This is a genomic window from Rhizobium sp. Leaf321 (genome assembly GCF_001423215.1).
GTDB classification, from domain to species: Bacteria; Pseudomonadota; Alphaproteobacteria; order Rhizobiales; family Rhizobiaceae; genus Neorhizobium; species Neorhizobium soli.
On record NZ_LMOF01000008.1, the window covers coordinates 556806 to 581222 of the forward strand.

A 24417-nucleotide genomic window follows, 5' to 3' on the forward strand; every position below is an offset into this window, starting at 1 on the left:
GATAGACCAGATGCTTTTGATCCACTGCCCCTATTGCGAAGAAGATCGCTCGGAACTGGAATTTCGCTGGGCCGGCGAGGCGCATATTGCCCGGCCGGAGAATATCGCGGCGATTTCCGACGAGGAGTTCGCGGAGTTCTTCTTCCTGCGCAACAACGAGAAGGGTCTCACCTATGAACGGTGGCGGCATATTCACGGCTGCGGCCGCTTCTTCAACGCGGCCCGCGATACGGTGAGCGACAGGTTCCTGATGACCTACAAGGCGGGTCTGCCGAAACAGCCGATCCCGGTCGCAAGCCATGCTGCGGCGGTTGCCGAGGAAAAGACCGTCGAAACCTGGGAAGCTACGGAAGGAGACGCGAGATGAGTTCTTCTTCCAACTCGGGCGAATTCCGCATCAAGGGCGCCGGCCGTCATACGCCGGCCCGCACGGCGCGCTTCACATTCGACGGCAAAAGCTATACGGCGCTGGAGGGCGATACGGTCGCGTCAGCGCTTCTGGCGCATGGCGTGCATCTGCTCGGCCGCTCGTTCAAATACCACCGCCCGCGCGGCATCCTGACATCAGGTCCGGAAGAGCCGAATGCGCTGCTCGACGTGTCTCGCGATGCCGCTCGCCGTCAGCCGAACGTGCGCGCCACGGTGCAGGAAGTGTTCGATGGCGCCAAGATCGCCTCGCAGAACCGCTGGCCGTCGCTGAAATACGATATCGGCGCGTTCAACGACATGCTGTCGCCGTTCTTTGCCGCGGGTTTCTACTACAAGACCTTCATGTGGCCGCGGGAAGCCTGGCACAAACTCTACGAGCCGATCATCCGTCGCGCCGCGGGTCTGGGTGAAGCGCCGAAGGAAGCCGATCCCGATCATTACGCCAGCCGCTACGTGCATTGCGACGTGCTGATCGCCGGCGCCGGTGTCGCCGGCCTGACGGCGGCACTTTCGGCGGCTGCGACCGGAAGTAAGGTGATTCTCGTCGACGAACAGCCGGAAGTCGGCGGTGCGCTGCATTTCGACAGTTCCACGGTGATCGACGGCCAAAACGGTTTCGACTGGGCACAGGCCATGGCTGCAAAGCTGAAGGCGATGGACAATGTCACGGTGCTGACCCGCACCACCGTGTTCGGCTATTACAACCACGGTTTCCTCGGCCTTGTGGAACGGGTGACCGACCATGTCGCACTTCCGGGCCGGGATCTGCCGCGCGAGCGTCTATGGCAGGTGCGTGCGAAAAAGGTCGTGCTGGCGACCGGCTCGATCGAACGGCATATGGTGTTTGCGAACAATGACCGACCGGGCATCATGCTGGCGTCTGCCGCGCGCAGCTTCCTCAACCATCACGGCGTTGCCGTCGGCCGCAATGTCGGCGTCTATACCGCGCATGACAGCGCCTATGAGGCGGCGTTCGACCTGAAGCGGGCGGGCGTTTCGATCGCGGCGATCGTCGACAGCCGCAGCCATCCGGGCGATGGCGTGCTGGCAGAGGCTCGCGCGCTCGGGATCGACGTGCTGACTGGTCATGCCGTGACCGACACATCGGGCCGGCTGCGGATCAATTCCATCACCGTCACCCGCAATGGCGGCGCCAATGCGCGCAAGATCAAGGTTGACGCGCTGCTCATCTCGGCAGGCTGGACTCCGTCAGTGCATCTGTTCTCGCAGTCTCGCGGAAAACTGCGCTTCGACGAGGCAAACCAGCGGTTCCTGCCGGATATCTACGCCCAGAACTGCATCTCGGTCGGGGCCTGCAACGGAACCGACGATCTCGCCGATCTGATCGACGAGGCGATTGCCGCAGGCGGCGGTGCAGCTGTTGTCTCGGGCGAAAACCGGTTCGAATGGACCGGCGGCATGATCGGTGCGGCCGAAGGGGCCGGACCTGATGATGCGGTCAAGGCCTTCGTCGATTTCCAGCATGACGTGACCGCCAAGGATATCCGTCTTGCCGTGCGCGAGGGCATGCATTCGATCGAGCATATCAAGCGCTTCACCACCAATGGCATGGCGTCCGATCAGGGCAAGCTTTCCAACATGCATGGCCTCGCCATCGCGTCGGAAATACTCGACCGGCCGATCCCGCAGGTGGGTCTCACCACGTTCCGCGCGCCCTACACGCCTGTCACCTACGGCACGCTGATCGCCCATTCGCGCGGCGACCTGTTCGATCCGGCCCGCAAGACGCCGATGCATGCGCTCGAAGCGGCTGAGGGCGCCGAGTTCGAGGATGTGGGCAACTGGAAACGCGCCTGGTATTTCCCCAAGCGCGGCGAAGACATGCACGCAGCCGTCAACCGCGAGTGCAGAACCGTGCGTGATGTCGGCGGCGTGTTCGATGCCTCGACGCTCGGCAAGATCGAGGTGGTTGGCCCGGATGCGGCGAAATTTCTCAACCTGCTCTACACCAATGCCTGGGATACGCTGAAACCCGGCAAGAGCCGTTACGGCATCATGACAAGGGAAGACGGGTTCATCTATGACGACGGTGTCGTCGGGCGTCTGGCGGAAGACCGTTTCCATGTGACGACCACGACCGGCGGTGCGCCGCGGGTGCTGCAGCATATGGAAGACTATCTGCAGACGGAATTCCCGCATCTCAACGTATGGCTGACATCGATCACCGAACAATGGGCTGTCATCGCAGTTCAGGGTCCGAAGGCGCGCGAGATCATTGCGCCCTTCATCGACGGGCTCGACATTTCCAACGAAGCCTTCCCGCATATGAGCGTTGCCGAGTGCACGATCATGGGCGTTCCGGGGCGGTTGTTCCGCATGTCGTTTACCGGCGAGCTCGGGTTCGAGGTCAACGTGCCCGCCGATTTCGGGGCGGCCGTGTGGAAAGCGATCTGGGAGCGGGCGCAATCGATGGGGGCCTGCCTCTACGGCACGGAAACCATGCACGTTCTTCGCGCCGAAAAGGGCTATATCATCGTCGGCCAGGATACGGACGGCACGGTCACGCCTGACGATTCCGGCTATGGCTGGGCCGTCTCGAAGAAGAAGACCGATTTCGTCGGCATCAGAGGGCTGAAGCGTCCGGACCTCGTGCGCGAGGGACGCAAGCAGCTGGTCGGCCTGTTCACCAAGGATCCGACGGATGTGCTGGAAGAGGGCGCGCAGATCGTTGCCGATCCAAACCAGCCAAAGCCGATGACCATGCTCGGTCATGTGACCTCGTCCTACTGGTCGGAAACTCTCGGCCGATCGATCGCGATCGCGCTGGTTGCCGGCGGTCGGGCGAAGATGGGAAGCACGCTCTACGTGCCGATGGCGGACAGGACGATTTCGGTGGAAGTGACCGACATGGTGTTCTTCGACAAGGAAGGAGGCCGCATCAATGGCTGATTTTGCAATGCCTCAGCGCGTACTCCCGATGACCGGTTTTCACGGCGGATCTTCCGTCGTCCGGCTTGAACCGGCAGCTCCGGCTGGCCGCATCTCGCTGCGGGCGAAGGCTGAGGATGTCTCAGCACTTTCAGGCTCGCTCGGCGTCGATCTGCCGACAAGGCCGAAGACGTCCGCATCCGCCAACGGCCGCACCGCGCTGTGGCTCGGACCGGACGAGTGGCTGTTGATCGACGAAAGCGAAAGCGGCCTGATGACCGCTGCCGCCAATTCCGGTGTGCTGCATTCCGCGACCGACGTGTCTCACCGCAACACCGCGATCCTGATTTCGGGTCCGGGTGCGGAGGCCGCGATCAACACGGGTTGCCCGCAGGATCTGTCGCTATCAGTCTTTCCGGTCGGTGCCTGCTCGCGCACGCTGTTTGGCAAGGTGGAAGTGGTGCTTCTGCGTACGGGCGAGGAGGCGTTCCGAATGGAAGTCTGGCGGTCGTTTTCCGACTACGCCTTCGGCCTTCTCTCGGAGGGCGCGAAAGACGCTGCGCTCTAGCTCTTCGACCATCGCCTGACTTGAATTGGGTTCGACAATACCGCACCCTCCCATTGCAGAATGGGAGGGTTTTTTATGGTGGACGCTGGTTGGCCGGATATTCAGTGGGTCTTGCTCGGGATCGCTGCCGCCATTGCCGGGGGCGCGGTAGCGGCGAAGTTGTCCGGTGTCGAACTGTGGAAGGGCATTCTGGTCGGCGGGGTAGCGGTCATTGCGGCGCTACTGGCTTCGCTCGTGCCGGGAATCGACCGCAGTCTGTCGATGCCGATCGCCGGGTTGATCGCGGCCGGGATTTCCGGTTCTGCGCTGGGGCTGACGGCATCCCGGACGGCGCCCCTTCTGATCGGTGCCGCCTTGCCGCCGATCATCGGGTTGCTGATGCTGGAATTGAGATGACGCGACAGGAGATGAACGGGAGGTAACTCAGGCGTCGTCCGGCCGATCCTTCGGGTCGAACTGGACGATGGTGATCCAGGTGGCGGTCAGTGCCGGCTTTTTCTCGTTCTCGATCTCGATCGAAACCTCGTATGTGGTCATCAGCATGCCGGCGCCGCGGAAGCGGCTGTCGGCCAGCGTGAAGTGGCCGCGGACCCGCGCGCCGCTTTTGACGGGCGACATGAAGCGGACCTTGTCGAACCCGTAGTTGATCCCCATCGTCTGTTCGCGGATTTTCGGCATGGTCTCGTAGTTCATGGCCGACAGCAGCGACAGCGACAGAAAGCCGTGGGCGATGGTGCCGCCGAATGGGCTTTCGGCCTTGGCGCGCTCTGGATCCACGTGGATAAACTGGTGATCGAGCGTCGCATCGGCGAACTGGTCGATCATTGTCTGGTTGACGGTAATCCAGTCGGAAACACCCAGTTCCTGACCGACCAGTCCTGCAACATCGGCGAGGGAAATTTCACGCATGCGCTGCTCTTTCCGTTGGTTGTGATGCGGACTCTTACAGGCTTTAAAGGACTTGGCGACAGGTTTTTGCAGTGCATCAATTTTCGATGCAAAAGCGGACCGACCGGGGGGCAAGTGCCGTATCCCACGGCTGGTTCTGAGGATAACTACGCCAGTTCGGGTCGGACAGGGCGAAGGTTTGCGGGGTGTGGCCGCGGTTGATGATGATGGCGAGCCGCGTGGTTTTTCCGGTCGTTGCATCGTCGGTTTTCAGCATGAAACCGAGGACCGGATTGGCGGGGTTTTCCCAGTCGGACACCTGCATCGGCTGGCCGCTTGGCGAGATCCATTCGATATCGCCATCGCCCGTGAGCAGGCTGGTTTCGGAGAATACGGAGAACCGCTTGCGGAGAGCTGAAAGCATTGCCGTGTGCTCGACCAGCGCCTCGTCGAGCGTTGCCCAGTCCATCCAGGTGATCTCGTTATCCTGCGCATAGGCGTTGTTGTTGCCGCGCTGGGAGCGGCCGGCCTCGTCGCCCATCGTCAGCATGATCGTGCCTCGGCTGGCAAACAGCGTCGAGAGCAGGGCTTCGGCGTCCCTTCGACGGTCGGCGAGGATATCGCGGTCGCGGGTCACGCCTTCGGTGCCGTTGTTCCAGGACATGTTGTCGCCGTGACCGTCGCGGTTGTCTTCGCCGTTCGCCTCATTGTGTTTGTGCTCGTTGGACACGAGATCCATCAGCGTGAAGCCGTCATGGGCGGCGAGGAAATTGACCGTGCGCGTGTGTCCGGAGAAAAGGTCAGACGAGCCGGCAAGCCGGGTGGCGAGCGCGCCTGTCGTCCACTCGTCGCCGCGCCAGTAACGGCGGATGTCGTCGCGGGCGCGGTCGTTCCACTCGAGGAATTTTTCCGGAAAATTGCCGAGCTGATAGCCGCCGGGGCCGATATCCCAGGGTTCGGCGATCATGACGCGGTCTTTCAGGACCTCGTCTTCGAGCATCGCGGTCAGCGTTTCGCTATCGGCGTCGAAACCGTTCGAGGTGCGACCGAGGATCGGCGCCAGATCGAAGCGGAAGCCGTCGACGCCAGCGTGGATCACGAAATGGCGCAACGTATCGACGATCAGGCGCCGGACTTCGGGATGGTCGCAGGCGAGCGTGTTGCCGGTACCGGTGTCGTTGATGAGAAGGCCCGGCTCGTCTTTCGCGTGGCGATAGTAGGCGAGGTTGTCGATCCCGCGCATCGACAGCGTGGCACCGTAGCGATCGCTTTCGCCCGAATGGTTGAACACGAGATCAAGGATGACGCCGATGCCGGCCTCGTGCAGGGTGGCGACGGTGTCGCGCAGTTCCTCAACCCCGCCCGGGCAAAGGCGCGGGTCGAGCGCCATGAAGGCGATGGGATTGTAGCCCCAGCCATTGGTGAGACCCAGCGACGGGAGGTGCCGTTCGTCGATCCAGGCGGTGATTGGCATCAGCTCGATCGCGTCGACGCCGATCCTTTTGAGATGGGCGATGATCGCTGGATGCGCGAGCGCCGCGACCGTGCCGCGGATATCTTCCGGCACGTCGGGGTGGAGAATGGTGAAGGGTTTTACGGCGACTTCGTAGATCAGTCCGCCGGCGTTAAACCGCGGCGCCTCGATCTTGGCTGCGACGTGCTCCGTGACGATCGCCTTGGGCACCAGGCCGGCCGTGTCGAAGTGGAACTGCGAGAGGTTCGGATCGTAGACGAAGGGGCGGTCGAGTTCTTTGGCGTAGGGGTCGACAAGCAGTTTCGACGGGTCGAACCAGAGGCCTTTATCCGGATCATAGATGCCATGGGCACGAAAACCGTAGCGCTGGCCGGGTCTGATCGAGGGAAGGTCGATGCGGTAAAGGTTGTCGTCGCCGCGCGTCATCGGGTGGCGGGCGGTTTCCGTCTCGCCATCGGCATCGAACAGGCAGAGTTCGATCTTTTCCGCATGCTGCGACCAGACCGAGAATTCCGCCATCTTATCCAGGAGAACAGCGCCGCGTCTTTGAGCGTGTGCGTGAGACATATCGGGTTCCTTATCGCTCATCCATTTCGCCAGCGACCGTGCGTTCGCGGCTGACAATCAGCCTGCCTTCTCTCGGCTTGGTGGGAAGAAGAGACATGTCCTATGGAAGTAGGGTCCCGTGTCGCTGCGGCAAATCCTTCTCCCCGATTGCGGGGAGAAGGTTGCTGTCGCCGGATGAGGGGCAATGTCACCCGGCAGCCTCGATCAGGTGATCACCGTCGGGGCATCCCGGCCGGAGCGCTTCTTGAGATCCGAAATCTCGTCTGCCACTGCGATCAGGTCGGCGAGCGCCGTCTGGGTCTCGATGTCGTGGCGGCTGGCATCGGGTTCGTAGCGCTCGACATAGACGCGGATCGTCGCACCCGACGTGCCGGTGCCCGACAGGCGGAACACGACGCGGGAGCCACCTTCGAACAGGATGCGGATGCCCTGGTTCTTCGAAACGGAGCCGTCGATCGGGTCGAGATAGGCGAAATCGTCAGCAAATTCGACCTTGAGTGCGCCGAAGGTCTGGCCGGGGAGCGTCGGGAGCTTTTCGCGCAGGGCCGCCACGAGAGCGTTCGCTGCATCCGAATCCACTTCCTCGTAGTCGTGGCGGGAATAGTAGTTGCGGCCGTATTCGGCCCAATGCGACTTGACGATTTCAGCGACGCTCTCGTTTCTGGCTGCCATGATATTCAGCCAGAACAGAACCGCCCAGAGGCCGTCCTTTTCGCGCACGTGGTCGGAACCGGTGCCGAAGCTTTCCTCGCCGCAGACGGTGGCTTTGCCGGCATCGAGCAGATTGCCGAAGAACTTCCAGCCGGTCGGCGTTTCGTACATGCCGATCTTCAGCTTTTCGGCCACGCGGTCGGCTGCCGCACTTGTCGGCATCGAACGGGCAATGCCTGCAATACCCTTGGCGTAGCCCGGTGCGAGCGTCGCGTTTGCTGCGATGATCGCCAGGCTGTCCGACGGTGTCACGAACATGCCCTTGCCGACGACCATGTTGCGGTCGCCGTCGCCATCGGAGGCGGCACCGAAATGCGGGCCGCTCTTACTCATCACGTCGTCATAGAGTTCCTTGGCATGGACAAGGTTCGGGTCCGGATGATGACCGCCGAAGTCGGGAAGCGGGATCGCGTTGCGTACCGAGCCCTCGGGCGCGCCAAGCCGGTTCTCGAAGATTTCCACGGCATAGGGGCCTGTGACGGCGCCCATCGAATCGATAGCAATGCGGACGCCGCTCGCAAGCAGGGCGCGGATTGCCACGAAATCGAACAGCTGCTCCATCAGTTCGGCATAGTCAGCGACCGGATCGATGACCTGGACTTCCATTCCGGAGATCTTGAACGTTCCGACTTCGTCGAGGTCGATATCGGCGGAGTCGACGATCTTGTAGGTGTCGATCACCTTGGTGCGGGCAAAGATCGCGTCGGTGATCTTTTCAGGCGCCGGGCCGCCATTGCCGGTGTTGTACTTGATGCCGAAATCTTCGTTCGGACCGCCGGGATTGTGGCTGGCCGACAGGATCAGGCCGCCGAAGGCGTGGTATTTTCGAATGATGTTGGAGGCGGCCGGCGTCGACAGGATACCGCCCTGGCCGACCATGACCTTGCCGAAGCCGGAAGCCGCGGCCATCTTGATCGCCTTCTGGATGACTTCGCGGTTGTAATAGCGGCCGTCGCCGCCGATCACCAGCGTCTTGCCTTCAAACCCCTCGAGGCTGTCGAAGATCGCCTGGATGAAGTTTTCGGCGTAGTTTTCCTGGGCGAAGACGGGCACCTTCTTGCGCAGGCCGGAGGTTCCAGGCTTCTGATCCTGATAGGGCGTGGTCGATACGGTTTTGATCATCTCAAATGCCTTTTCTTGCAAGTAGATCGGAATAGAGCGCGGCATAGAGGCCAGCACTCCTGTCCCAGGAAACGTCGGATTTCATGCCCTGCTTCTGCATTTCCGTCCAGACATCAGGGTCTTTGTAGAGACGGATGGCGCGGCGCAGGGCGCGGCCAAGATTGTCGGCTGTTGCCGGGCCGAAGGAGACACCGGTTGCGGCCTTCGAAGCGAGTGCGGCGGGGCTGGCGTCGATGACCGTGTCGTTGAGGCCACCGGTGCGGGCAACGACCGGGATGCAGCCGTAACGCAGACCGTAGAGCTGGGTAAGGCCACACGGCTCGAACCGGGAGGGGATGATGATGGCATCGGAGCCGCCCTGAAGCAGGTGCGACAGCGGCTCGTCATAGGTAGTCAGAACCGAAACGCTGCCCGGATGGCGGCCTGCAGCGGCGTGAAATGCGGTTTCGAGCGCCTGATCGCCGGAGCCGAGCACCGCCAGCCTGCCGCCGGCTTCGACAAGGTTGTCGATCTCCTGCGCCAGCAGATCCATGCCCTTCTGCGAGGTGAGGCGGGAGATGACGCAAAACAGCGGACCGTCGCTTTCGACGAGGCCGAACCGCTCCTCGATCGCCCGCTTGTTGCCGGCGCGGCTTGCAAGGCTTTCGGCACCGTAGCGGGTGTGCAGGTTGATGTCGGTTTCCGGGTCCCAGATTTCAGCGTCGATGCCGTTGACGATACCCGTCAGATCCACGGAGCGGCGGGAGAGCAGACCCTCGAGCCCCATGCCGTATTCGCCGCTCAGAATTTCCTCGGCATAGGAGGGAGAAACGGTAGAGATTGCCCAGCTCGTCTCCAGCCCGGCTTTCAAATAGCTGATGCCGCCGAAATATTCGATCCCGTCCATCGCAAAGGCATGGTCCTGCAGACCGAGAAAGGGGAAGATATCGGCGCCGAACATGCCCTGGAACGCGATGTTGTGAATGGTGATCAGCGTCGGGATTTCGGGCGTTTCCGAGTAGCGCATAAAGGCCGGAAGCATGGCCGCCTGCCAGTCATGGACATGTGCGATGTCGGGCCGCCAGCCCGCGATACCGTCCTGCGCGATGATCGCACCCGCCTTGGACAGTGCCGCGAAGCGTCTCCAGTTGTCGGGATGGTCCTTGCCCGTCTGATCGAGATAGGGGCCGCCCGGCCTGTCGAAGAACATGGGGCAGTCGAGCACCAGGAGGTCTAGCCCCTGGTGCGTGACTTCGAGGATATCGGCACTGGCACCGAGAAGGTCGTCGAAACTCATGACGAGTTTTGCATCCTTCAGCACCCGCATGACAGCCGGATAGCCCGGCATCAGGGTCTTCATCGAGACGCCCTGGCTCTTGAGTGCCAGCGGCAGTGCGCCGGCCACATCGGCGAGGCCGCCGGTTTTTACCAGCGGAAAGACTTCGGACGCGACCGACAGAACATTCATCGGAGGATCCCGTTCACAGCTCGAGCTTGTCGATCATCGCCTGGGTGATCAGGCAGATACCGCTCTCGGTGCGGCGGAAGCGCTTGGCATCGAGTTCGGGATCCTCTCCGACGATCAGGCCTTCCGGAATGGTCACGCCGTGGTCGATGATGACGTCGCGAAGCTGGGCGCGTCGTCCGATCCGCACGTTCGGCAGCACAACCGCGCCTTCGAGCTTGGAATAGGAATTGGCACGCACGCCGGTAAACAGCAGGCTTCGGTTGAGCGACGAACCGGAAATGATGCAGTCGCCGGAAATGACCGAGGATGTTGCCGAACCGCGGCGGTTTTCGTCGTCATGCACAAACTTTGCCGGTGGGGTAATTTCACCGAAGGTCCAGATCGGCCAGGACTTGTCGTAGAGATCAAGGCCGGGCACGATTTCTGTCAGGTCGATATTGGCCTGCCAGTATGCGTCCACCGTCCCTGCATCGCGCCAGTAGGGCTCGCGCTCGAAATCGGACCGGACGCAGCTATCGGCAAAGCGGTGCGCGACGGCCTTACCGTGCTCGACGATATAGGGAATGATATCCTTGCCGAAGTCCCGGCTGGAGCCTTCGGCTTCCGCGTCGCGCTTCAGCGCTTCGATCAGAAATTTGGTGTGGAAGACGTAGATGCCCATCGAGGCCAGCGCGAAATCGGGATTGCCGGGAATTCCCGGCGGGTCGGCCGGCTTTTCGACGAAATCGATGATCTCGTCCTTCTCGTTGACATGCATGACGCCGAAGCCCGTGGCTTCCATGCGCGGAACCTCGAGGCAACCGACGGTGACGTCGGCGCCGGAGTTCACGTGCTGCTGCAGCATGTACTCGTAGTCCATCTTGTAGACGTGGTCGCCGGCAAGGATGACCATGTATTCCGGCGCGTAGCCTTCGATGATGTCGATGTTCTGGAACACTGCGTCGGCCGTGCCTTCATACCATTGCGTTTCCGAAACGCGCTGGGAGGCGGGCAGGATGTCGAAGCTTTCATTGCGCTCTGAACGCAGGAAGTTCCAGCCGCGCTGCATGTGGCGGATCAGCGAATGCGCCTTGTACTGGGTCGCAACGCCGATGCGGCGGATGCCGGAATTCAGCGCGTTCGACAGCGCGAAATCGATGATGCGCGCCTTGCCGCCGAAGTAGACCGCTGGCTTGGCGCGGCGATCCGTCAGTTCCTTCAGGCGACTGCCGCGGCCGCCGGCCAGGACATAGGCCATCGCGTCGCGTGAGAGTGGCTGTATGCGTTTGTCGTTCATGGTTCTCCCTCCCGGTCGTTATTGCAATTCCAGCATGATCGTCGCCAGAGGCGGCAACGTGATGTCGGCGGTGATCGTTCCTCCCGCATTCACCGCCTGCACGCGTCCGCCATTTCCCTTGCCGGTGCCGCCATAGATCTCGGCATCGGTGTTGAGGATTTCCCGCCATCTGCCCTCGCTTGGCAAGGGAATACGGTAATTTTCCCGGTAGACCGGGGTGAAATTCGTGATCACCGCCACCGGCTTTTCCCCCGGCGCCATACGCAGCCAGGCAAACACGGAGTTTTCGGCATCATCGGCAATCAGCCAGCGGAACCCTTCGCTCTCGCAATCGCGGGCATGCAGGGCGGGCTTGGAGCGGTAGCAGAAGTTCAGATCGCGGACGAGACGGCGCATGCCTTCGTGCGGGCTGTATTGCAGCAGGTTCCAGTCCAGCGACCGCTCCTCGCTCCATTCGCTCCACTGGGCAAATTCCTGGCCCATGAACAGCAGCTTCTTGCCGGGATAACCCCACATGAACCCGTAATAGGCGCGCAGATTGGCGAATTTCTGCCAGTCGTCGCCGGCCATCTTGGCGATCAGCGACCCCTTGCCGTGCACGACTTCGTCATGGCTGAGGGGCAGGACAAAGTTTTCGGAATAGGCGTAGACCATGCCGAAGGTGATGGCGCTGTGGTGATGCTTGCGGTGAACAGGCTCGCGCGCGAGATAGCTCAGCGTGTCGTGCATGAAACCCATGTTCCACTTGAACCCGAAGCCGAGACCGCCTTCGTGGACCGGCGCCGAGACTTTGGGCCAGGATGTGGATTCTTCGGCAATGGTCATCACACCGGGATGATTGCCGTAGGAAAGCGAATTCATCTTCTGCAGGAAGCGGACAGATTCCAGGTTCTCGCGGCCGCCATATTCGTTCGGCACCCATTCGCCCTCGCGGCGGGAATAGTCGAGATAGAGCATCGAGGCAACCGCATCGACACGCAGGCCATCGAGGTGGAATTTCTCCGACCAGTAGAGCGCGTTGTTGACGAGGTAGGACAGGACTTCCAGTCGGCCGAAATTGTAGATCGCCGTGTTCCAGTCGGGGTGGAAACCCTGGCGCGGATCTTCATGCTCGTAGAGTGCGGTACCGTCGAAATGGCGAAGCCCGTGCGCATCGACCGGAAAGTGGGCGGGCACCCAGTCGAGGATGACGCCGATGCCGACCTTGTGGCAGCCGTTGACGAAGCGGGCAAAGCCTTCCGGCTCGCCGAAACGGGCCGACGGAGCATAGAGGCCGGTGGTCTGGTAGCCCCAGGACGGATCATAGGGATGTTCGGTAATCGGAAGGAATTCGATATGGGTAAAGCCCATGTCGGTGCAGTAGGGAATGAGTTCGGCGGCAAGCTCGTCCCAGGAGAGGAACGAACCATCCTGCTTGCGGCGCCATGAACCGGCGTGCACTTCGTAGATCGAGATCGCCTGACGGCGATGATCGGCCTTTTCCCAGAATTCGCGGTGCGCCTCGTCATCCCACTTCTGCACCAGTTCCGGCGTGGTGACGGACGCCGTCTTCGGGCGCATTTCGGCGCGCCGGGCGTAAGGGTCGGCCTTGAGGGGCAGAACTTCGCCGTCGCTGCCGACGATCTCGAACTTGTAGGGGGTGCCAGCCAGGATATCGGGCGCGAAGATTTCCCAGATGCCGGTGTCTTGACGCAGCCGCATGATGTGGCGGCGGCCATCCCAGGTGTTGAAATCGCCAACGACAGAGACGCGCTTGGCATTCGGTGCCCAGACGGCGAAGTGATATCCCTCGACGCCCTCGTGCTTCATCGGATGGGCGCCCATCTTGTCGAACAGGCGAAGATGCGATCCCTCGCGGACGAAATAATCGTCCATCGGTCCCAGAACCGGGCCGAACGAGTAGGGGTCCGTCACCGCCCACTCGTCATCACCGCGGCGGGCGCGATAACGGACGGGCTGGCGTTGCGAGGCGGAGACGATGCCTTCGAAATAACCGGCTTCGTGGCGGCAGGTGAGTTCGCCCAGTTCCGTGCCGTTCAGCGCCGTGGCCGTGACGGCCTCGGCGCCGGGGATGAAACAGCGGACCCTGTAGACGTCCCCGACCTTGTGCAGGCCGAGAACGGCAAAGAGGTTTGTATGCCTGCCTTCCAAAATCGCCTCGATCTCGGATAACGGGATTTCTCCAGGAGCTCTCCCGTCATCGAGCGTACGCGGCGCTTTTGTCATCAGGCTCTCCAGATTTCCGACGCGTATTGGCGAATGGTTCTATCGGAGGAGAACCAACCCATGCGGGCGGTGTTGAGAATAGTCTTCGAATACCATGATTTAGGGTCCGACCAGATTTGGTCAACGCTGCGCTGCGCTGCTGCGTAAGCATCGAAGTCGGCGGCAACCATGAACCAGTCGTGATTGTAGATCCCGTCCATCAGGACCGTGAAACGCGACCGGTCATCCGGCGAGAACACGCCGGTCGCGATGGCATTCAGGGCCTGTGCAAGTTCCGGAGACTGGTCGATAACGGCGCGGGGATCGTGGCCCTCGTCGCGGACCTTCTGCACCTCGTCGGCTTTCAGGCCGAAGATGACGATGTTGTCTTCCCCGACATGGTCGCGCATTTCGACATTGGCGCCGTCGAGCGTGCCGATCGTCAGTGCCCCGTTCAGGGCAAACTTCATGTTGCCGGTTCCCGACGCTTCCATGCCGGCCGTCGAGATCTGCTCGGAAAGATCGGCCGCGGGGACCATGATCTCGGCGAGAGACACGTTGTAGTTCGGTATGAAGACGATCTTCAGGAGACCGCGCACCGATGGGTCGTTGTTGATGACGCGAGCGACGTCGTTGGCCAGCTTGATGATCAGCTTGGCGTTGTGGTAGCTCGGCGCCGCCTTGCCGGCGAACAGTTTGACACGCGGCACCCAGTCAAGTTCCGGATGCGAGCGGATCTGGTCGTAGAGCGCTACCGCCTCGATGATGTTGAGGAGCTGGCGCTTGTATTCGTGGATGCGCTTGATCTGGATGTCGAACATGGCCGACGGATCGAGCCTGATGCCCATGCGGCTGCCGACCAGATTGGCAAGTGCGATCTTGTTGGTGCGCTTGATCGCCGCAAACTTGTCCTGGAACGCGCTGTCGCTTGAGAATTTCTCAAGATCTGTCAGCGCCTCGGTGTCATCAAGGAATTTGTCGCCGATGGCGTCCTGGATCAGCGAAGTGAGGCCCGGATTGCACTGCATCAGCCAGCGGCGAGGGGTGATGCCGTTGGTCTTGTTGTTGATGCGGGTGGGATAGAGCGTGTGCAGGTCCTGGAACACAGTGACCTTCATCAGGTCCGTATGCAGGGCCGAAACGCCGTTGATCGAATGCGAGCCGACAAAGGCAAGGTTGCCCATGCGCACGCGGCGCTCGCCGCCCTCGTCGATCAGCGAGATCGAACGGATCTGGGTTTCGGAGAAGTTCTTCAGCTTGCGCGCTTCCAGCAAGATCTTGGTGTTGATCGCATAGACGAGCTGCATGTGGCGCGGCAGCAGGCGCTCGAACAACGGTACCGGCCAGCTTTCCAACGCCTCGGGCAGAAGCGTGTGGTTGGTGTAGGAGAAGGTCTTGCGGACAATTTCCCAGCTCTCGTCGAAATCCACGCCGTGGATGTCGACCAGAAGGCGCATCAGTTCGCCGATCGAAATCGCCGGATGGGTGTCGTTGAGCTGAATCGCGACCTTGTCGGGAAGATTGGTGAAATCCGGATACTGCTGCAGGTGGCGGCGCAGGATGTCCTGGAGCGAGGCCGAGGAGAAGAAGAATTCCTGGCGCAGGCGCAGTTCCTGGCCGGCCGGATTGGCATCGGCCGGGTAGAGGACGCGGGTGAGGCTTTCGGCCTTGTTGCTTTCGCGCAGCGCACCGATGTGGTCGCCGGCGTTGAAGGCATCGAGCAAGATCGGATCGATCGGCTGGGCCGACCAGAGGCGCAGCGTGTTGACGCGCTTGCCACGCCAGCCAACGATCGGCGTGTCGTAGGCCATGGCGATGACGCGTTCGGCCGGCTTCCAGACATAGCGCGGCGCATCGTCGTAACCGCCGACCGTGTCCACCGTGCCGCCGAAGCCGATTTCGTAGGAGCTTTCGCGGCGCTCGAATTCCCAGGGGTTGCCGTGGGCGAGCCAGGTTTCCGGCAGTTCCACCTGCCAGCCATCGGCCATCTGCTGACGGAACAGGCCGTGGACGTAGCGGATGCCGTAGCCATAGGCCGGGATCTCGACGGTTGCCATGCTCTCCATGAAACAGGCGGCGAGACGGCCGAGGCCGCCGTTGCCGAGGGCTGCGTCGGGTTCGAGGCCGGCAATGACAGCCACATCGACGCCGAGCGATGTCAGCGCATCGCGAATTTCCGACATCAGGCCGAGATTGCTGACGGCATCGCGCATCAGGCGGCCGATCAGGAATTCCAGCGATAGATAGTAAACGCGCTTCTCGCCTGTCTTGTAGACCTTGCGGGTCGAATCCATCCACCGGTCGATAATGCGGTCGCGCACCACCAGGATCGTTGCTGTCAGCCAGTCATGCGGCTTGGCGACCTGCGCATCCTTGCCGATCCGATAGGTCAGGCGCTCGATGATCTCCTCTGCCATGATTTCAGGCCGGGAGCTGCGTGGTGCCGGAAAGGGGAGTTCGACGTTAGAAGAGGTCTTGTCCATGTCGCGCTAACTTTCTGGTTAAGCGTGAGAATTGCGTCCGATTCGGACCCTCGTTGAAGATCTGGGAAACCAGTTATGCACCGTTACGAAACGCTTGCAACGGGCAATGATATTGGTCTTGAAATATGTCATGGGCATGTAAAATCGCAAAAAAGCAAAACCCCGCCGGTTGGACGGGGTTCTGCAAATAATCAAACGTTCCGAGAGACTTAGACTGCCGCCTAGTTGGTGAGGCGAACCGCGGATTTTGCCGCCTTGTTGGCGATATCGCCGAACGCGTTGACGAGATCGGTCATGTCTTCGGGCTCGTAATAGTAGTCGCTGGCGCTTGCGCAGGTGCTCAGCAGCGACTTGCCCTTGTCCGGCGCCATGAAGGCAACGGTGAAGATCTTGATGCCATCGGCCTTGGCGGTTTCGCACTGGCTGCGCACTGTTCTGTCCAGCGCCGGATTCCAGTTGGCGCTTTTGCCGGTCATTTCGCCATCCGTCATCAGCACGATGTAGCGGTTGAAGGTGGCATTGCCCTTGGCCGTATGCGCCGTTGCCTCGGTCGTGTTGCTCGATTTCAGTGCATTCAGTGCGAGGGTCATCGCGCCGCTGGCATCGGTGCCGCCGGTCGGAACGCTTGGAAGCGCCGCCACGTACTTGGCAGCCTCGGTCGTGCCCCATGTCATCGGTGTCGGAGACTGCGTCTCATCGGTGTAGGAAACCGCACCGACACGGATCAGCGTATTTTTCGGGTCGGACGTCTTCAGCGACGTGAACAGCCCCGTTGCCGCCGTCTGCAGGGCCTCGATCTTGCGGATGTAGCAGGGCCAGTAGAAGGCGACCGACGGCCAGTCAGCGTTGGTGTAGTTGTCACAGTAGGACCGCAGTGTATTCCTGTCGCTGGTGACAAAGGACATCGAGCCGGACCGGTCAAGCGCCAGGTACATCGAGATGCCGTTGGTCGTTTCCGAACTGCTGGATGCCGTGGCCGCAATATTCAGTGTGATGGACTGGCCGCCGATCATGCTGGTGATCGGGTTCAGCTTCATCGTGTACTTGGTGTTGAGCGCCACCGTATAGCCCTTGCTGGAAGCGCTGTTGTTGGTGGTCTTGGCGCTGACGGCGGTGGCCTTGCGGATCGCCTCCTGCTGCGCTGCCTTTTCTTCAGGTGTGGCGTTCGCGTCTATGCCATTGGCAAGGATCTGGCCGGCAAGGTAGTCGGTCGCCAGTTCCTGGGCGTCCTTCTCGTTCATGCCTTTCTGGGCCATCGATGAGGCAGCTGCCAGTGCCGCGGAATCCGCCAGACCCTGCATCTTGCTCTTGATCTGCATGGCATTGGTGAAATCAAGCGCGACGCCCGCCGAACCCAGGAGGATGGGCAGGAGTACCGCTGTCATAAGGCCGAAATTTCCGTCGCGGTTCTTGGCAAACCGCGTCCAAATTGATGCTGTCATCGCACTTACCCCCGTGCCGTAACCGCGCAACTCATTTGCACTAACACGTGGTCTTGATAGCGCGGAGCGGGTGGAGGAACCGCTAAATCAACCCTTAAAAATTGAACCAACACGACGATTCAGCGCCAAAACGGGTCTATCTGACCGGTATCACATCAACCGCCTGGATGATCTTTCGATTTCCGTAACCTTTGAGCACGCCGATGACAGGTGCGATATCGGAATAGTCACGGCCGTAGGCGACGACGATATGGTCGGTGCCGGCCATGATGTCGTTGGTGGGGTCCAGTTCGACATAGCCGACCGCCTCGCCGCACCAGACCTTGACCCAGGCATGCATCGCGTCCGCGCCTTCCAAACGCTCCTTGCCCGGGGGCGGCAGAGTGCGCAGGAAGCCCGAAACATAGCCTGCGGGGATGCCGAGGCTGCGCAGCGCCGTGATCATGATATGGGCAAAGTCTTGGCAGACGCCGCGCTTCAGCTTGAAGGCCTCGCGCGGGGTTGTGTCGACCTTGGTCGCCTTGGAGTCATACTTGAAGTCGTCGTAGATGCGGGTGCAGAGCTCCTTTGCGATCTCCAGCACCGTCTGGTCCGGCTTGACGACGTCGCGGGCATAGGCGGCAATCTGCGGATCTTCGGGCAGGCGAGGGCTTGCGCCCGTCAGGTTGTGCGGCGAGCTGCCGTCGACGCTAAGATACGCTGCAAGCTCCCGCCTCAAGCCATCAAGCCGTGGCGACAGATCCGCGGAGATCGTCGGGGTCTCGACCATGACGCGCGCCTGCATACGGATATCGAACCGTTCATGCGGCGCGCGCAGCAGGATTGAGGTCGCCTGCTGGCCGAAGAAATCGATGAAGGTGGCTTTCTCCTCTGCGTTCGGCGTGACGGTGATCGTGCCTGCAATCAGCCGTTGGCGGCCGGGCAGCGACAGGGGCAGGACGCGGATCACATGCCGTGCGACCGAGGCCGGCTGGTCATAGACATAGCCCATGTGCATGGAGAGGTCGTAAAGCATGGCGTGTCCTCTCCCGCTCAGTTGATATAGGTTCGGGCGAGAATATCGGAAAGCCGTTCAAGCTCCTGCTCGAGCTTGCGATAAACCTCCACATCCATGCCCTCAGGGGTCATGACCGCGAGGCCCGAATGCAACCGCATCGCTTCCCTGTAGAAGGGCGACATCTGGCCGTTGAAAACGGCATTCGGCAGTTGCTCGACCTCGGTGCGGATCTCGGCCAGCTGGAACAGGATGGAGCGCGGGTTGAGCGGATCGAGCGCCAAGAGGTCGGCGACCGTCAGTCGCGCGGTGTTGACGTTGTAGCGCCGACGGTGGGTCATGACGCTGTCGCCGATTTCAAGCAGCATGTCGAGCGAACCATCCGGTGCGTCCGGGCCGGACATGTGGGCGAGCAACCGCGTCATATGCAGGCCGCGCTCAAGGTAGCGACCGATGGAAAGAAAACGCCAGCCGGTAAAGCGATACATGTTTTCATGCACGAGACCGGCAAAACCCGCCAGTTTGCGCAGAAGGATGGTGCTGGCATGGGCGGCATCATCGCCCGGTTGTGCGGTCTCATGAAAGCGCTTGGTGGTCTTGGCAAGATCCGTCAGGGCCAGCCAGCCATCCGGCGAAAAGCGGTCGCGGATGTTGCTGGCCGAATAGATGGCGCTGTTGAGGTGGGACAGAAGCGGCGCCGGCACGGCCTTCGCCATGTCCATATCGATCGATTTCAGATAACCGGCGACGTCGACCAGAAGCGGCGCGTCCGGATCTGCGGATTCCGCATATCGCAGGTGCCAGGAGCGCAGGATGCGCAACGCACCTTCGGAGCGCTCGATATAGCGGCCGAGCCAGAAGAGATTGTCGGCGGCGCGCGACGGTAGCGAACCCGGCATGTTGCGGGTAAAGCTTTCTTCGGGCGGCAGCAGGGTCGGCTTGTCGACGGGCTTGTCGGAAACGATCCAGACATCGGCCGCGGTGCCGCCGGCCTGCATGGCGATTGCGGCCACGTCGTCGCCGGAGCCGATACGGGCAAAACCGCCGGGCATAAGCTGCCAGCCATCTTCGGTGCGGGCGGCAAAGACGCGCAGCGACATCGGACGCGGGACCAGCTTGCCGTCGACATAGGCAGGCGTCGTCGACAGCGTCACGACTTCCTGGCCGACGAGCTTGGCGCCTTCGCTCGACAGCCACTCGCCGATCGATTCTCTTGCGGTCTCTCTCAAGGACGATCCGAGCACCGACTGGCCGTTGTCGTCGAAGAAGGGCAGGCCGGAATAGGCCGGACCGATCACCATCCGCCCGATATTTTTAGCAACGTGCTCCCGCTCGGCCTTCTGGCCGCACCACCAGGTCGCGATCGACGGCATGATCGGCGCTTCGCCGAGAAGGCGGCGGCAGATGGCGGGCATGAAGGCGAGAAGCGCCCGGGTTTCAAGAATGCCGGATCCGAGCGCATTGACCAGTGTCAGCGACCCGGACCGCAGCGCCTGCACCATGCCGGGCGTGCCGATATGGGAGCTCTGGTTCAATTCCATCGGATCGGCATAGGACGCGTCGAGGCGGCGCCAGAGAACGCCGATGGGTTTGAGACCCGCCGCAGTGCGGACCATGACGCGGTTGTTGAGAACGGTCAGGTCCTCGCCTTCCAGAAGCATGAAACCGAGATAGCGGGCGATATAGGCGTGTTCGAAATAGGTTTCGTTGGCGGGGCCGGGGGAAAGAACCGCGATCCGGTCGTCGGGATATTGCTTGTGGCTCTGCAGCGCATCGCGGAACGCGCCGAAGAAGGAGGCGAGGCGGTGGACATGGCTTTCGGCATAGATATCCGACAGCGCGCGTGTGGTGGCGACGCGGTTTTCGAGAGCAAAGCCTGCGCCTGACGGGGCCTGCGTGCGGTCTGCCAGAACCCACCAGTCGCCATCCGGGCCGCGGCCGATTTCGAACGAACAGAAATGCAGGTAGTGGCCGCTGACCGGCTTTATGCCCACCAGCGGACGCAGAAACTCCGGGTTGCCGGCGGCGAGCTGCGGCGGCAGGAAGCCTTCCTCGACCAGCTTGTTGTCGCCATAGATATCGGCAAGCATCGCTTCGAGAAGGTCGGCGCGCTGCTTGAGGCCGCGGGAGATCTCTTCCCATTCCTTTTCTGCGATCAGAACCGGAATATGGCTGATCGGCCACGCCCGTTCGCCGCTGCCGCTGCCGGCCGTGCTGCCGGGTGCGGCATAGGTGCGGTAGAACACGCCGGCATCGCGGAGGTAGCGGTCGGCGCGGGCAAACCGTTCGTGCAGCTCGGCTTCCGAGAGACGGCTCAGATGCGCGATCAGGTTCTCCCACACCGGCTTGATACGGCCTTCGGCGTCCAGCATCTCGTCGGTGACGCCGGCCAAGGCGGCGTAGCCGAGGATCGGGTCAATGCCGATCTCGCCAACGCCTGCTTCCGCCTTGGCGCTCTCTGTTGCCGGTCCGTTGGACATGGCTTGCTGTCAACTCCAGTTAAAACCCAGGTGGTCCGTTCAAATCCCGGGTGGCCGGCGCAGATCGAGTGTCAGCGGAAATTCGGGCGATGGCATTTCCTGCATCAAAGCATAACTGCCGGCCGTGTGTCCCCACGGTTCGAACCGTGCGAGCCTTCGCGCTTCCGCTTCGTTGCCATTGACCGGAAAGGTCTCATAGTTGCGACCGCCCGGATGGGCAACATGATAGATGCAGCCACCGATCGAGCGGCTGGACCATGTATCATAGATATCGAATGTCAGCGGCGTATTGACCGGCAATACCGGATGCAGGCCCGATGACGGCTGCCAGGCCTTGAAGCGCACGCCGGCGACCGAAACGCCGGATATGCCCGTCGGCGTCAACGGCACGGCGCGGCCGTTGCAGGCGACGGTATAGCGCTGCGGATTGCTGGTTTCGAGCCGCACCTGCAGGCGCTCCACGGAACTGTCGACATAGCGCACCGTGCCGCCGATCGCGCCCTGTTCGCCCATCACATGCCAGGGTTCCAGCGCCTGGCGCAGTTCCAGCTTGGCGCCTTCGTACTCGACCTCGCCGAAGAAGGGGAAGCGGAACTCGAGCTGTGCCTCGAACCATTCGGGCCTGAGGTCGAAGCCGTTTTCGCGAAGGTCCGCCAGCACGTCCATGAAATCGGCCCAGATGTAGTGGGACAGCATGAACCGGTCCGCCAGCGCCGTGCCCCAGCGGGTAAACCGGCCCTGAACCGGGTTTTTCCAGAAGCGGGCGATCAGCGCGCGGACAAGCAGCTGCTGGGCGAGCGACATGCGCGCATTCGGCGGCATTTCGAAACCGCGGAATTCGACGAGGCCCAGACGGCCGGTCGGTCCGTCAGGGGAAAACAGCTTGTCGATGCAGATTTCGGAACGGTGCGTGTTGCCGGTGACGTCGGTCAAGAGGTTGCGGAACAGCCGGTCGACGAGCCATGGCAGCGGTGCTGCGCCCTGGCCCGGCATCGGCACCTGCGCCATCGCGATTTCGAGCTCGTACATCGAATCGTGACGGGCCTCGTCGAGACGCGGTGCCTGGCTGGTCGGTCCGATGAACAGGCCGGAGAACAGGTAGGACAGTGCCGGATGGCGCTGCCAGTGCAGCACGAGGCTTTTCAGCAGGTCCGGGCGACGCAGGAACGGGCTGTCGTTGGGATTGGCGCCGCCGACCACGACGTGATTGCCGCCGCCGGTGCCCGTATGGCGGCCGTCGATCATGAATTTGTCGGCGCCGAGACGGCTCTGGCGGGCCTCCTCATAGATCGCCGTGGTCGTCTCGACCGTCTCCTTCCAGCTTGCGGCCGGATGGATGTTGACTTCGATGACGCCAGGATCGGGCGCGACGCGGATGACGTTGATGCGCTCGTCATGCGGCGGCGCGTAGCCTTCGATATGGACGGCGAGACCGAGCTTCGTCGCGGCATTTTCGGCGGCCGCGATCAGTTCGAGATAGTCCTCTATCTTTTCGACCGGCGGCATGAAAACGCAGAGCCGGCCGTCGCGCGGCTCGACGGAAATTGCCGTGCGCACCGCGCCGCCGATTTCACCCAGCGTCTGCTCGACGCGGCCGGGATTGACCGGGTCGCCGGCCGTGAACGACTGCTCCGGCATCGCGCGGCCTTCGGTCGCCTCGTGACCGGGCGGGACGATCACGTCGGGCAGGGCAGTGCGGGGGATCGAGGGATCGGCTTCGTGGATGTATGGGAATTGCGATGGCGGAATATAGGGAAGCGTGCCGAGCGGCAGACGGTAGCCGACCGGGCTGTCGCCGGGCACAAGGAAGATCTTGCCGCGACGGGTGCTCCATTTTTCGCTGATCCAGCGCTTTGTGCCCATGCTGCCGCCTCTCGCATGCGACTGCCAGGCCTGAACAGGCAGGATATAACCCGACGGGTTGGTCAGGCCGCGTTCGAAGACGCGGGCAATGCGGTTGCGCTCTTCCGGGTCCTTGAGTTTCGAATTGGATGGATCGACATTATCAGGCAGCGAGCCCTCCTTGATGATCCACTCGGCCGGATCCTCATAGGCGGGCACGACCATCTCTGCGCCGATATCGAGTTCCGCTGCGAGTGCCGTCAGGAATTGCTGCGAGTCCTGTTCGCCGCTGCCATAGTCGCGGCCTTCTTCGGCCACCAAATCCGGATTGCTCCAGATCGGCTTGCCGTCCTTGCGCCAGTAGAGCGAGAACGTCCAGCGCGGCAGGCTTTCGCCCGGATACCATTTGCCCTGGCCGTAATGCAGGAAGCCGCCCGGCGCGAATTTTTCACGCAGCTTGCGGATGAGGACGTCGGCCTTTTCGCGCTTGGTAGGGCCGACGGCGCCGGTGTTCCATTCGTCGGATTCGAAGTCGTCGATCGACACGAAGGTCGGTTCGCCGCCCATGGTGAGGCGCACGTCCTGGGCTTCCAGCACGCGGTCCACCTGTTCGCCAAGATCGTTCAGCGCGTCCCAGCTGTCATCCGAGAAGGGCTTGGTGATGCGCGGATGCTCGGCAACGCGGGTGACGTTCATGGCAAAGTCGAACGAGGTGTTGGCCTCGCCGAAGTAACCGCCTGAAATCGGCGCGGCGTTGCGGTAATGGGGCGTGGCGGCCAGCGGAATGTGGCTTTCGCCGGTCAGCAGGCCCGATGTCGGATCAAGGCCGATCCAGCCGGCGCCTGGCAGATAGACTTCGCACCAGGCATGCAGATCGGTGAAATCGACTTCGGTGCCGGAGGGGCCGTCGAGCGCCTTCAGGTCCGGCGTCAGCTGGATGAGGTAGCCGGAGACGAAACGGGCGGCGAAGCCCAGATGGCGCAGGATCTGCACCAGCAGCCAGCTCGAATCGCGGCAGGAGCCCATTGCCGAGGTCAGCGTCTGCTCGGGCGTCTGGACGCCGGGTTCCATGCGGATGACATAGCCGATCGCCTGCTGCAGGCGGGCGTTGATACCGACCACCATATCGACGGTCGGCTGGCCGGGCGACATGTCCAGCGTCTTCAGATATTCGACGAGGGCGGGTTCCGGCGGCTCGGGCGTGCGGTAGATCGACAGGTCTTCGATGAGGTCGGCCGGATAGGTGAACGGCCAGGCCTGCGCCTCTTCCTCGACGAAGAAGTCGAAGGGATTGTAGACCGTCATGTCGGCGACGAGGTCGACCTCGATCTTGAATTCGGTCACCGGTTCGGGAAACACGAAGCGGGCGAGGTAGTTGCCGTAGGGGTCCTGCTGCAGGTTGACGAAGTGATTCTCCGGCGTGACCTTCAGGGAATGCGACAGCACTTTTGTGCGGGAATGGGCGGCGGGCTTCAGCCGGATGATCTGCGGCCCCATGCGGACCGGCCTGTCATAGCTGTAATGGGTGAGGTGGTAGATGCTCGCCTTGATCGACATTATGCCCCTTGCCGGCCTTGTTGAACGGGCCGTTACGTCATCG

The 24417-nt window shown here is 61.9% G+C and carries 14 protein-coding genes and 1 pseudogene; 4 read left to right on the forward strand and 11 right to left on the reverse strand.

Going from position 1 to position 24417, the window contains the following annotated elements:
* Positions 1–10: 10 nt before the first annotated feature.
* From ASF70_RS19685 to ASF70_RS19700, 4 genes and pseudogenes are all read left to right on the forward strand, one after another.
* Positions 11–277 (forward strand): annotated as a pseudogene (locus tag ASF70_RS19685) (sarcosine oxidase subunit delta); the annotation flags it as partial.
* Positions 278–363: 86 nt separating this feature from the next.
* Positions 364–3339: a sarcosine oxidase subunit alpha gene (locus tag ASF70_RS19690; RefSeq protein ID WP_062582167.1), complete on the forward strand. Its 2976-nt coding sequence runs from the start codon at positions 364–366 to the stop codon at positions 3337–3339.
* Positions 3332–3886: a sarcosine oxidase subunit gamma gene (locus tag ASF70_RS19695; protein ID WP_062582169.1), complete on the forward strand. Its 555-nt coding sequence runs from the start codon at positions 3332–3334 to the stop codon at positions 3884–3886. The genes ASF70_RS19690 and ASF70_RS19695 overlap by 8 nt, the downstream gene beginning before the upstream one ends.
* Positions 3887–3961: 75 nt before the next feature.
* On the forward strand, positions 3962–4282 hold the full coding sequence (locus tag ASF70_RS19700) for a hypothetical protein (RefSeq protein WP_062582172.1): 321 nt from the start codon (positions 3962–3964) through the stop codon (positions 4280–4282).
* A 27-nt stretch (positions 4283–4309) separates the two neighbouring features.
* On the opposite strand, the gene ASF70_RS19705 is transcribed toward ASF70_RS19700, so the two are convergent.
* The 11 genes from ASF70_RS19705 to ASF70_RS19755 all read right to left on the reverse strand — a co-directional run bounded on the left by ASF70_RS19705 (position 4310) and on the right by ASF70_RS19755 (position 24374).
* Complete coding sequence (locus ASF70_RS19705; RefSeq protein WP_062582173.1) at positions 4310–4795, reverse strand: MaoC family dehydratase; 486 nt, start codon at positions 4793–4795, stop codon at positions 4310–4312.
* Positions 4796–4871: 76 nt separating this feature from the next.
* The gene (gene glgX, locus ASF70_RS19710) at positions 4872–6815 is read right to left on the reverse strand and encodes a glycogen debranching protein GlgX (protein ID WP_062583098.1); all 1944 of its coding nucleotides are present in this window, start codon (positions 6813–6815) and stop codon (positions 4872–4874) included.
* A gap of 204 nt (positions 6816–7019) precedes the next feature.
* Positions 7020–8648, reverse strand: coding sequence for an alpha-D-glucose phosphate-specific phosphoglucomutase (locus ASF70_RS19715; RefSeq protein ID WP_062582176.1), 1629 nt, complete (start codon positions 8646–8648; stop codon positions 7020–7022).
* Between the two features lies 1 nt (position 8649).
* A complete protein-coding gene (glgA, locus tag ASF70_RS19720) occupies positions 8650–10095 on the reverse strand; it encodes a glycogen synthase GlgA (RefSeq protein ID WP_062582178.1) in 1446 nt (481 codons plus the stop codon).
* Between the two features lie 13 nt (positions 10096–10108).
* Complete coding sequence (glgC, locus tag ASF70_RS19725; RefSeq protein ID WP_062461037.1) at positions 10109–11371, reverse strand: glucose-1-phosphate adenylyltransferase; 1263 nt, start codon at positions 11369–11371, stop codon at positions 10109–10111.
* Positions 11372–11389: 18 nt separating this feature from the next.
* Positions 11390–13597 carry a 1,4-alpha-glucan branching protein GlgB gene (glgB, locus tag ASF70_RS19730; RefSeq protein WP_062582180.1) on the reverse strand — a complete coding sequence of 736 codons (2208 nt, stop codon included), beginning with the start codon at positions 13595–13597 and terminating at the stop codon, positions 11390–11392.
* The gene (locus tag ASF70_RS19735; RefSeq protein WP_062582182.1) at positions 13597–16059 is read right to left on the reverse strand and encodes a glycogen/starch/alpha-glucan phosphorylase; all 2463 of its coding nucleotides are present in this window, start codon (positions 16057–16059) and stop codon (positions 13597–13599) included. The genes glgB and ASF70_RS19735 overlap by 1 nt, the downstream gene beginning before the upstream one ends.
* A gap of 221 nt (positions 16060–16280) precedes the next feature.
* Positions 16281–17501: a TadE/TadG family type IV pilus assembly protein gene (locus ASF70_RS19740; RefSeq protein ID WP_062461028.1), complete on the reverse strand. Its 1221-nt coding sequence runs from the start codon at positions 17499–17501 to the stop codon at positions 16281–16283.
* Between the two features lie 136 nt (positions 17502–17637).
* Positions 17638–18516, reverse strand: a complete 879-nt coding sequence (locus ASF70_RS19745; protein ID WP_062582185.1) for a transglutaminase family protein — start codon at positions 18514–18516, stop codon at positions 17638–17640.
* 17 nt (positions 18517–18533) lie between these two features.
* Positions 18534–20921: a circularly permuted type 2 ATP-grasp protein gene (locus tag ASF70_RS19750; protein WP_348270997.1), complete on the reverse strand. Its 2388-nt coding sequence runs from the start codon at positions 20919–20921 to the stop codon at positions 18534–18536.
* Positions 20922–21014: 93 nt separating this feature from the next.
* Positions 21015–24374, reverse strand: a complete 3360-nt coding sequence (locus tag ASF70_RS19755) for a transglutaminase family protein (RefSeq protein WP_062582190.1) — start codon at positions 24372–24374, stop codon at positions 21015–21017.
* Positions 24375–24417 lie beyond the last annotated feature (43 nt).

Coding starts and splice junctions, on each gene's coding strand:
- ASF70_RS19690 (WP_062582167.1), top strand. CDS start 364: ATGAGTTCTTCTTCCAACTCGGGCGAATTCCGCATCAAGGGCGCCGGC.
- ASF70_RS19695 (WP_062582169.1), top strand. CDS start 3,332: ATGGCTGATTTTGCAATGCCTCAGCGCGTACTCCCGATGACCGGTTTT.
- ASF70_RS19700 (WP_062582172.1), top strand. CDS start 3,962: ATGGTGGACGCTGGTTGGCCGGATATTCAGTGGGTCTTGCTCGGGATC.
- ASF70_RS19705 (WP_062582173.1), bottom strand. CDS start 4,795: ATGCGTGAAATTTCCCTCGCCGATGTTGCAGGACTGGTCGGTCAGGAA.
- glgX (WP_062583098.1), bottom strand. CDS start 6,815: ATGTCTCACGCACACGCTCAAAGACGCGGCGCTGTTCTCCTGGATAAG.
- ASF70_RS19715 (WP_062582176.1), bottom strand. CDS start 8,648: ATGATCAAAACCGTATCGACCACGCCCTATCAGGATCAGAAGCCTGGA.
- glgA (WP_062582178.1), bottom strand. CDS start 10,095: ATGAATGTTCTGTCGGTCGCGTCCGAAGTCTTTCCGCTGGTAAAAACC.
- glgC (WP_062461037.1), bottom strand. CDS start 11,371: ATGAACGACAAACGCATACAGCCACTCTCACGCGACGCGATGGCCTAT.
- glgB (WP_062582180.1), bottom strand. CDS start 13,597: ATGACAAAAGCGCCGCGTACGCTCGATGACGGGAGAGCTCCTGGAGAA.
- ASF70_RS19735 (WP_062582182.1), bottom strand. CDS start 16,059: ATGGACAAGACCTCTTCTAACGTCGAACTCCCCTTTCCGGCACCACGC.
- ASF70_RS19740 (WP_062461028.1), bottom strand. CDS start 17,501: ATGACAGCATCAATTTGGACGCGGTTTGCCAAGAACCGCGACGGAAAT.
- ASF70_RS19745 (WP_062582185.1), bottom strand. CDS start 18,516: ATGCTTTACGACCTCTCCATGCACATGGGCTATGTCTATGACCAGCCG.
- ASF70_RS19755 (WP_062582190.1), bottom strand. CDS start 24,374: ATGTCGATCAAGGCGAGCATCTACCACCTCACCCATTACAGCTATGAC.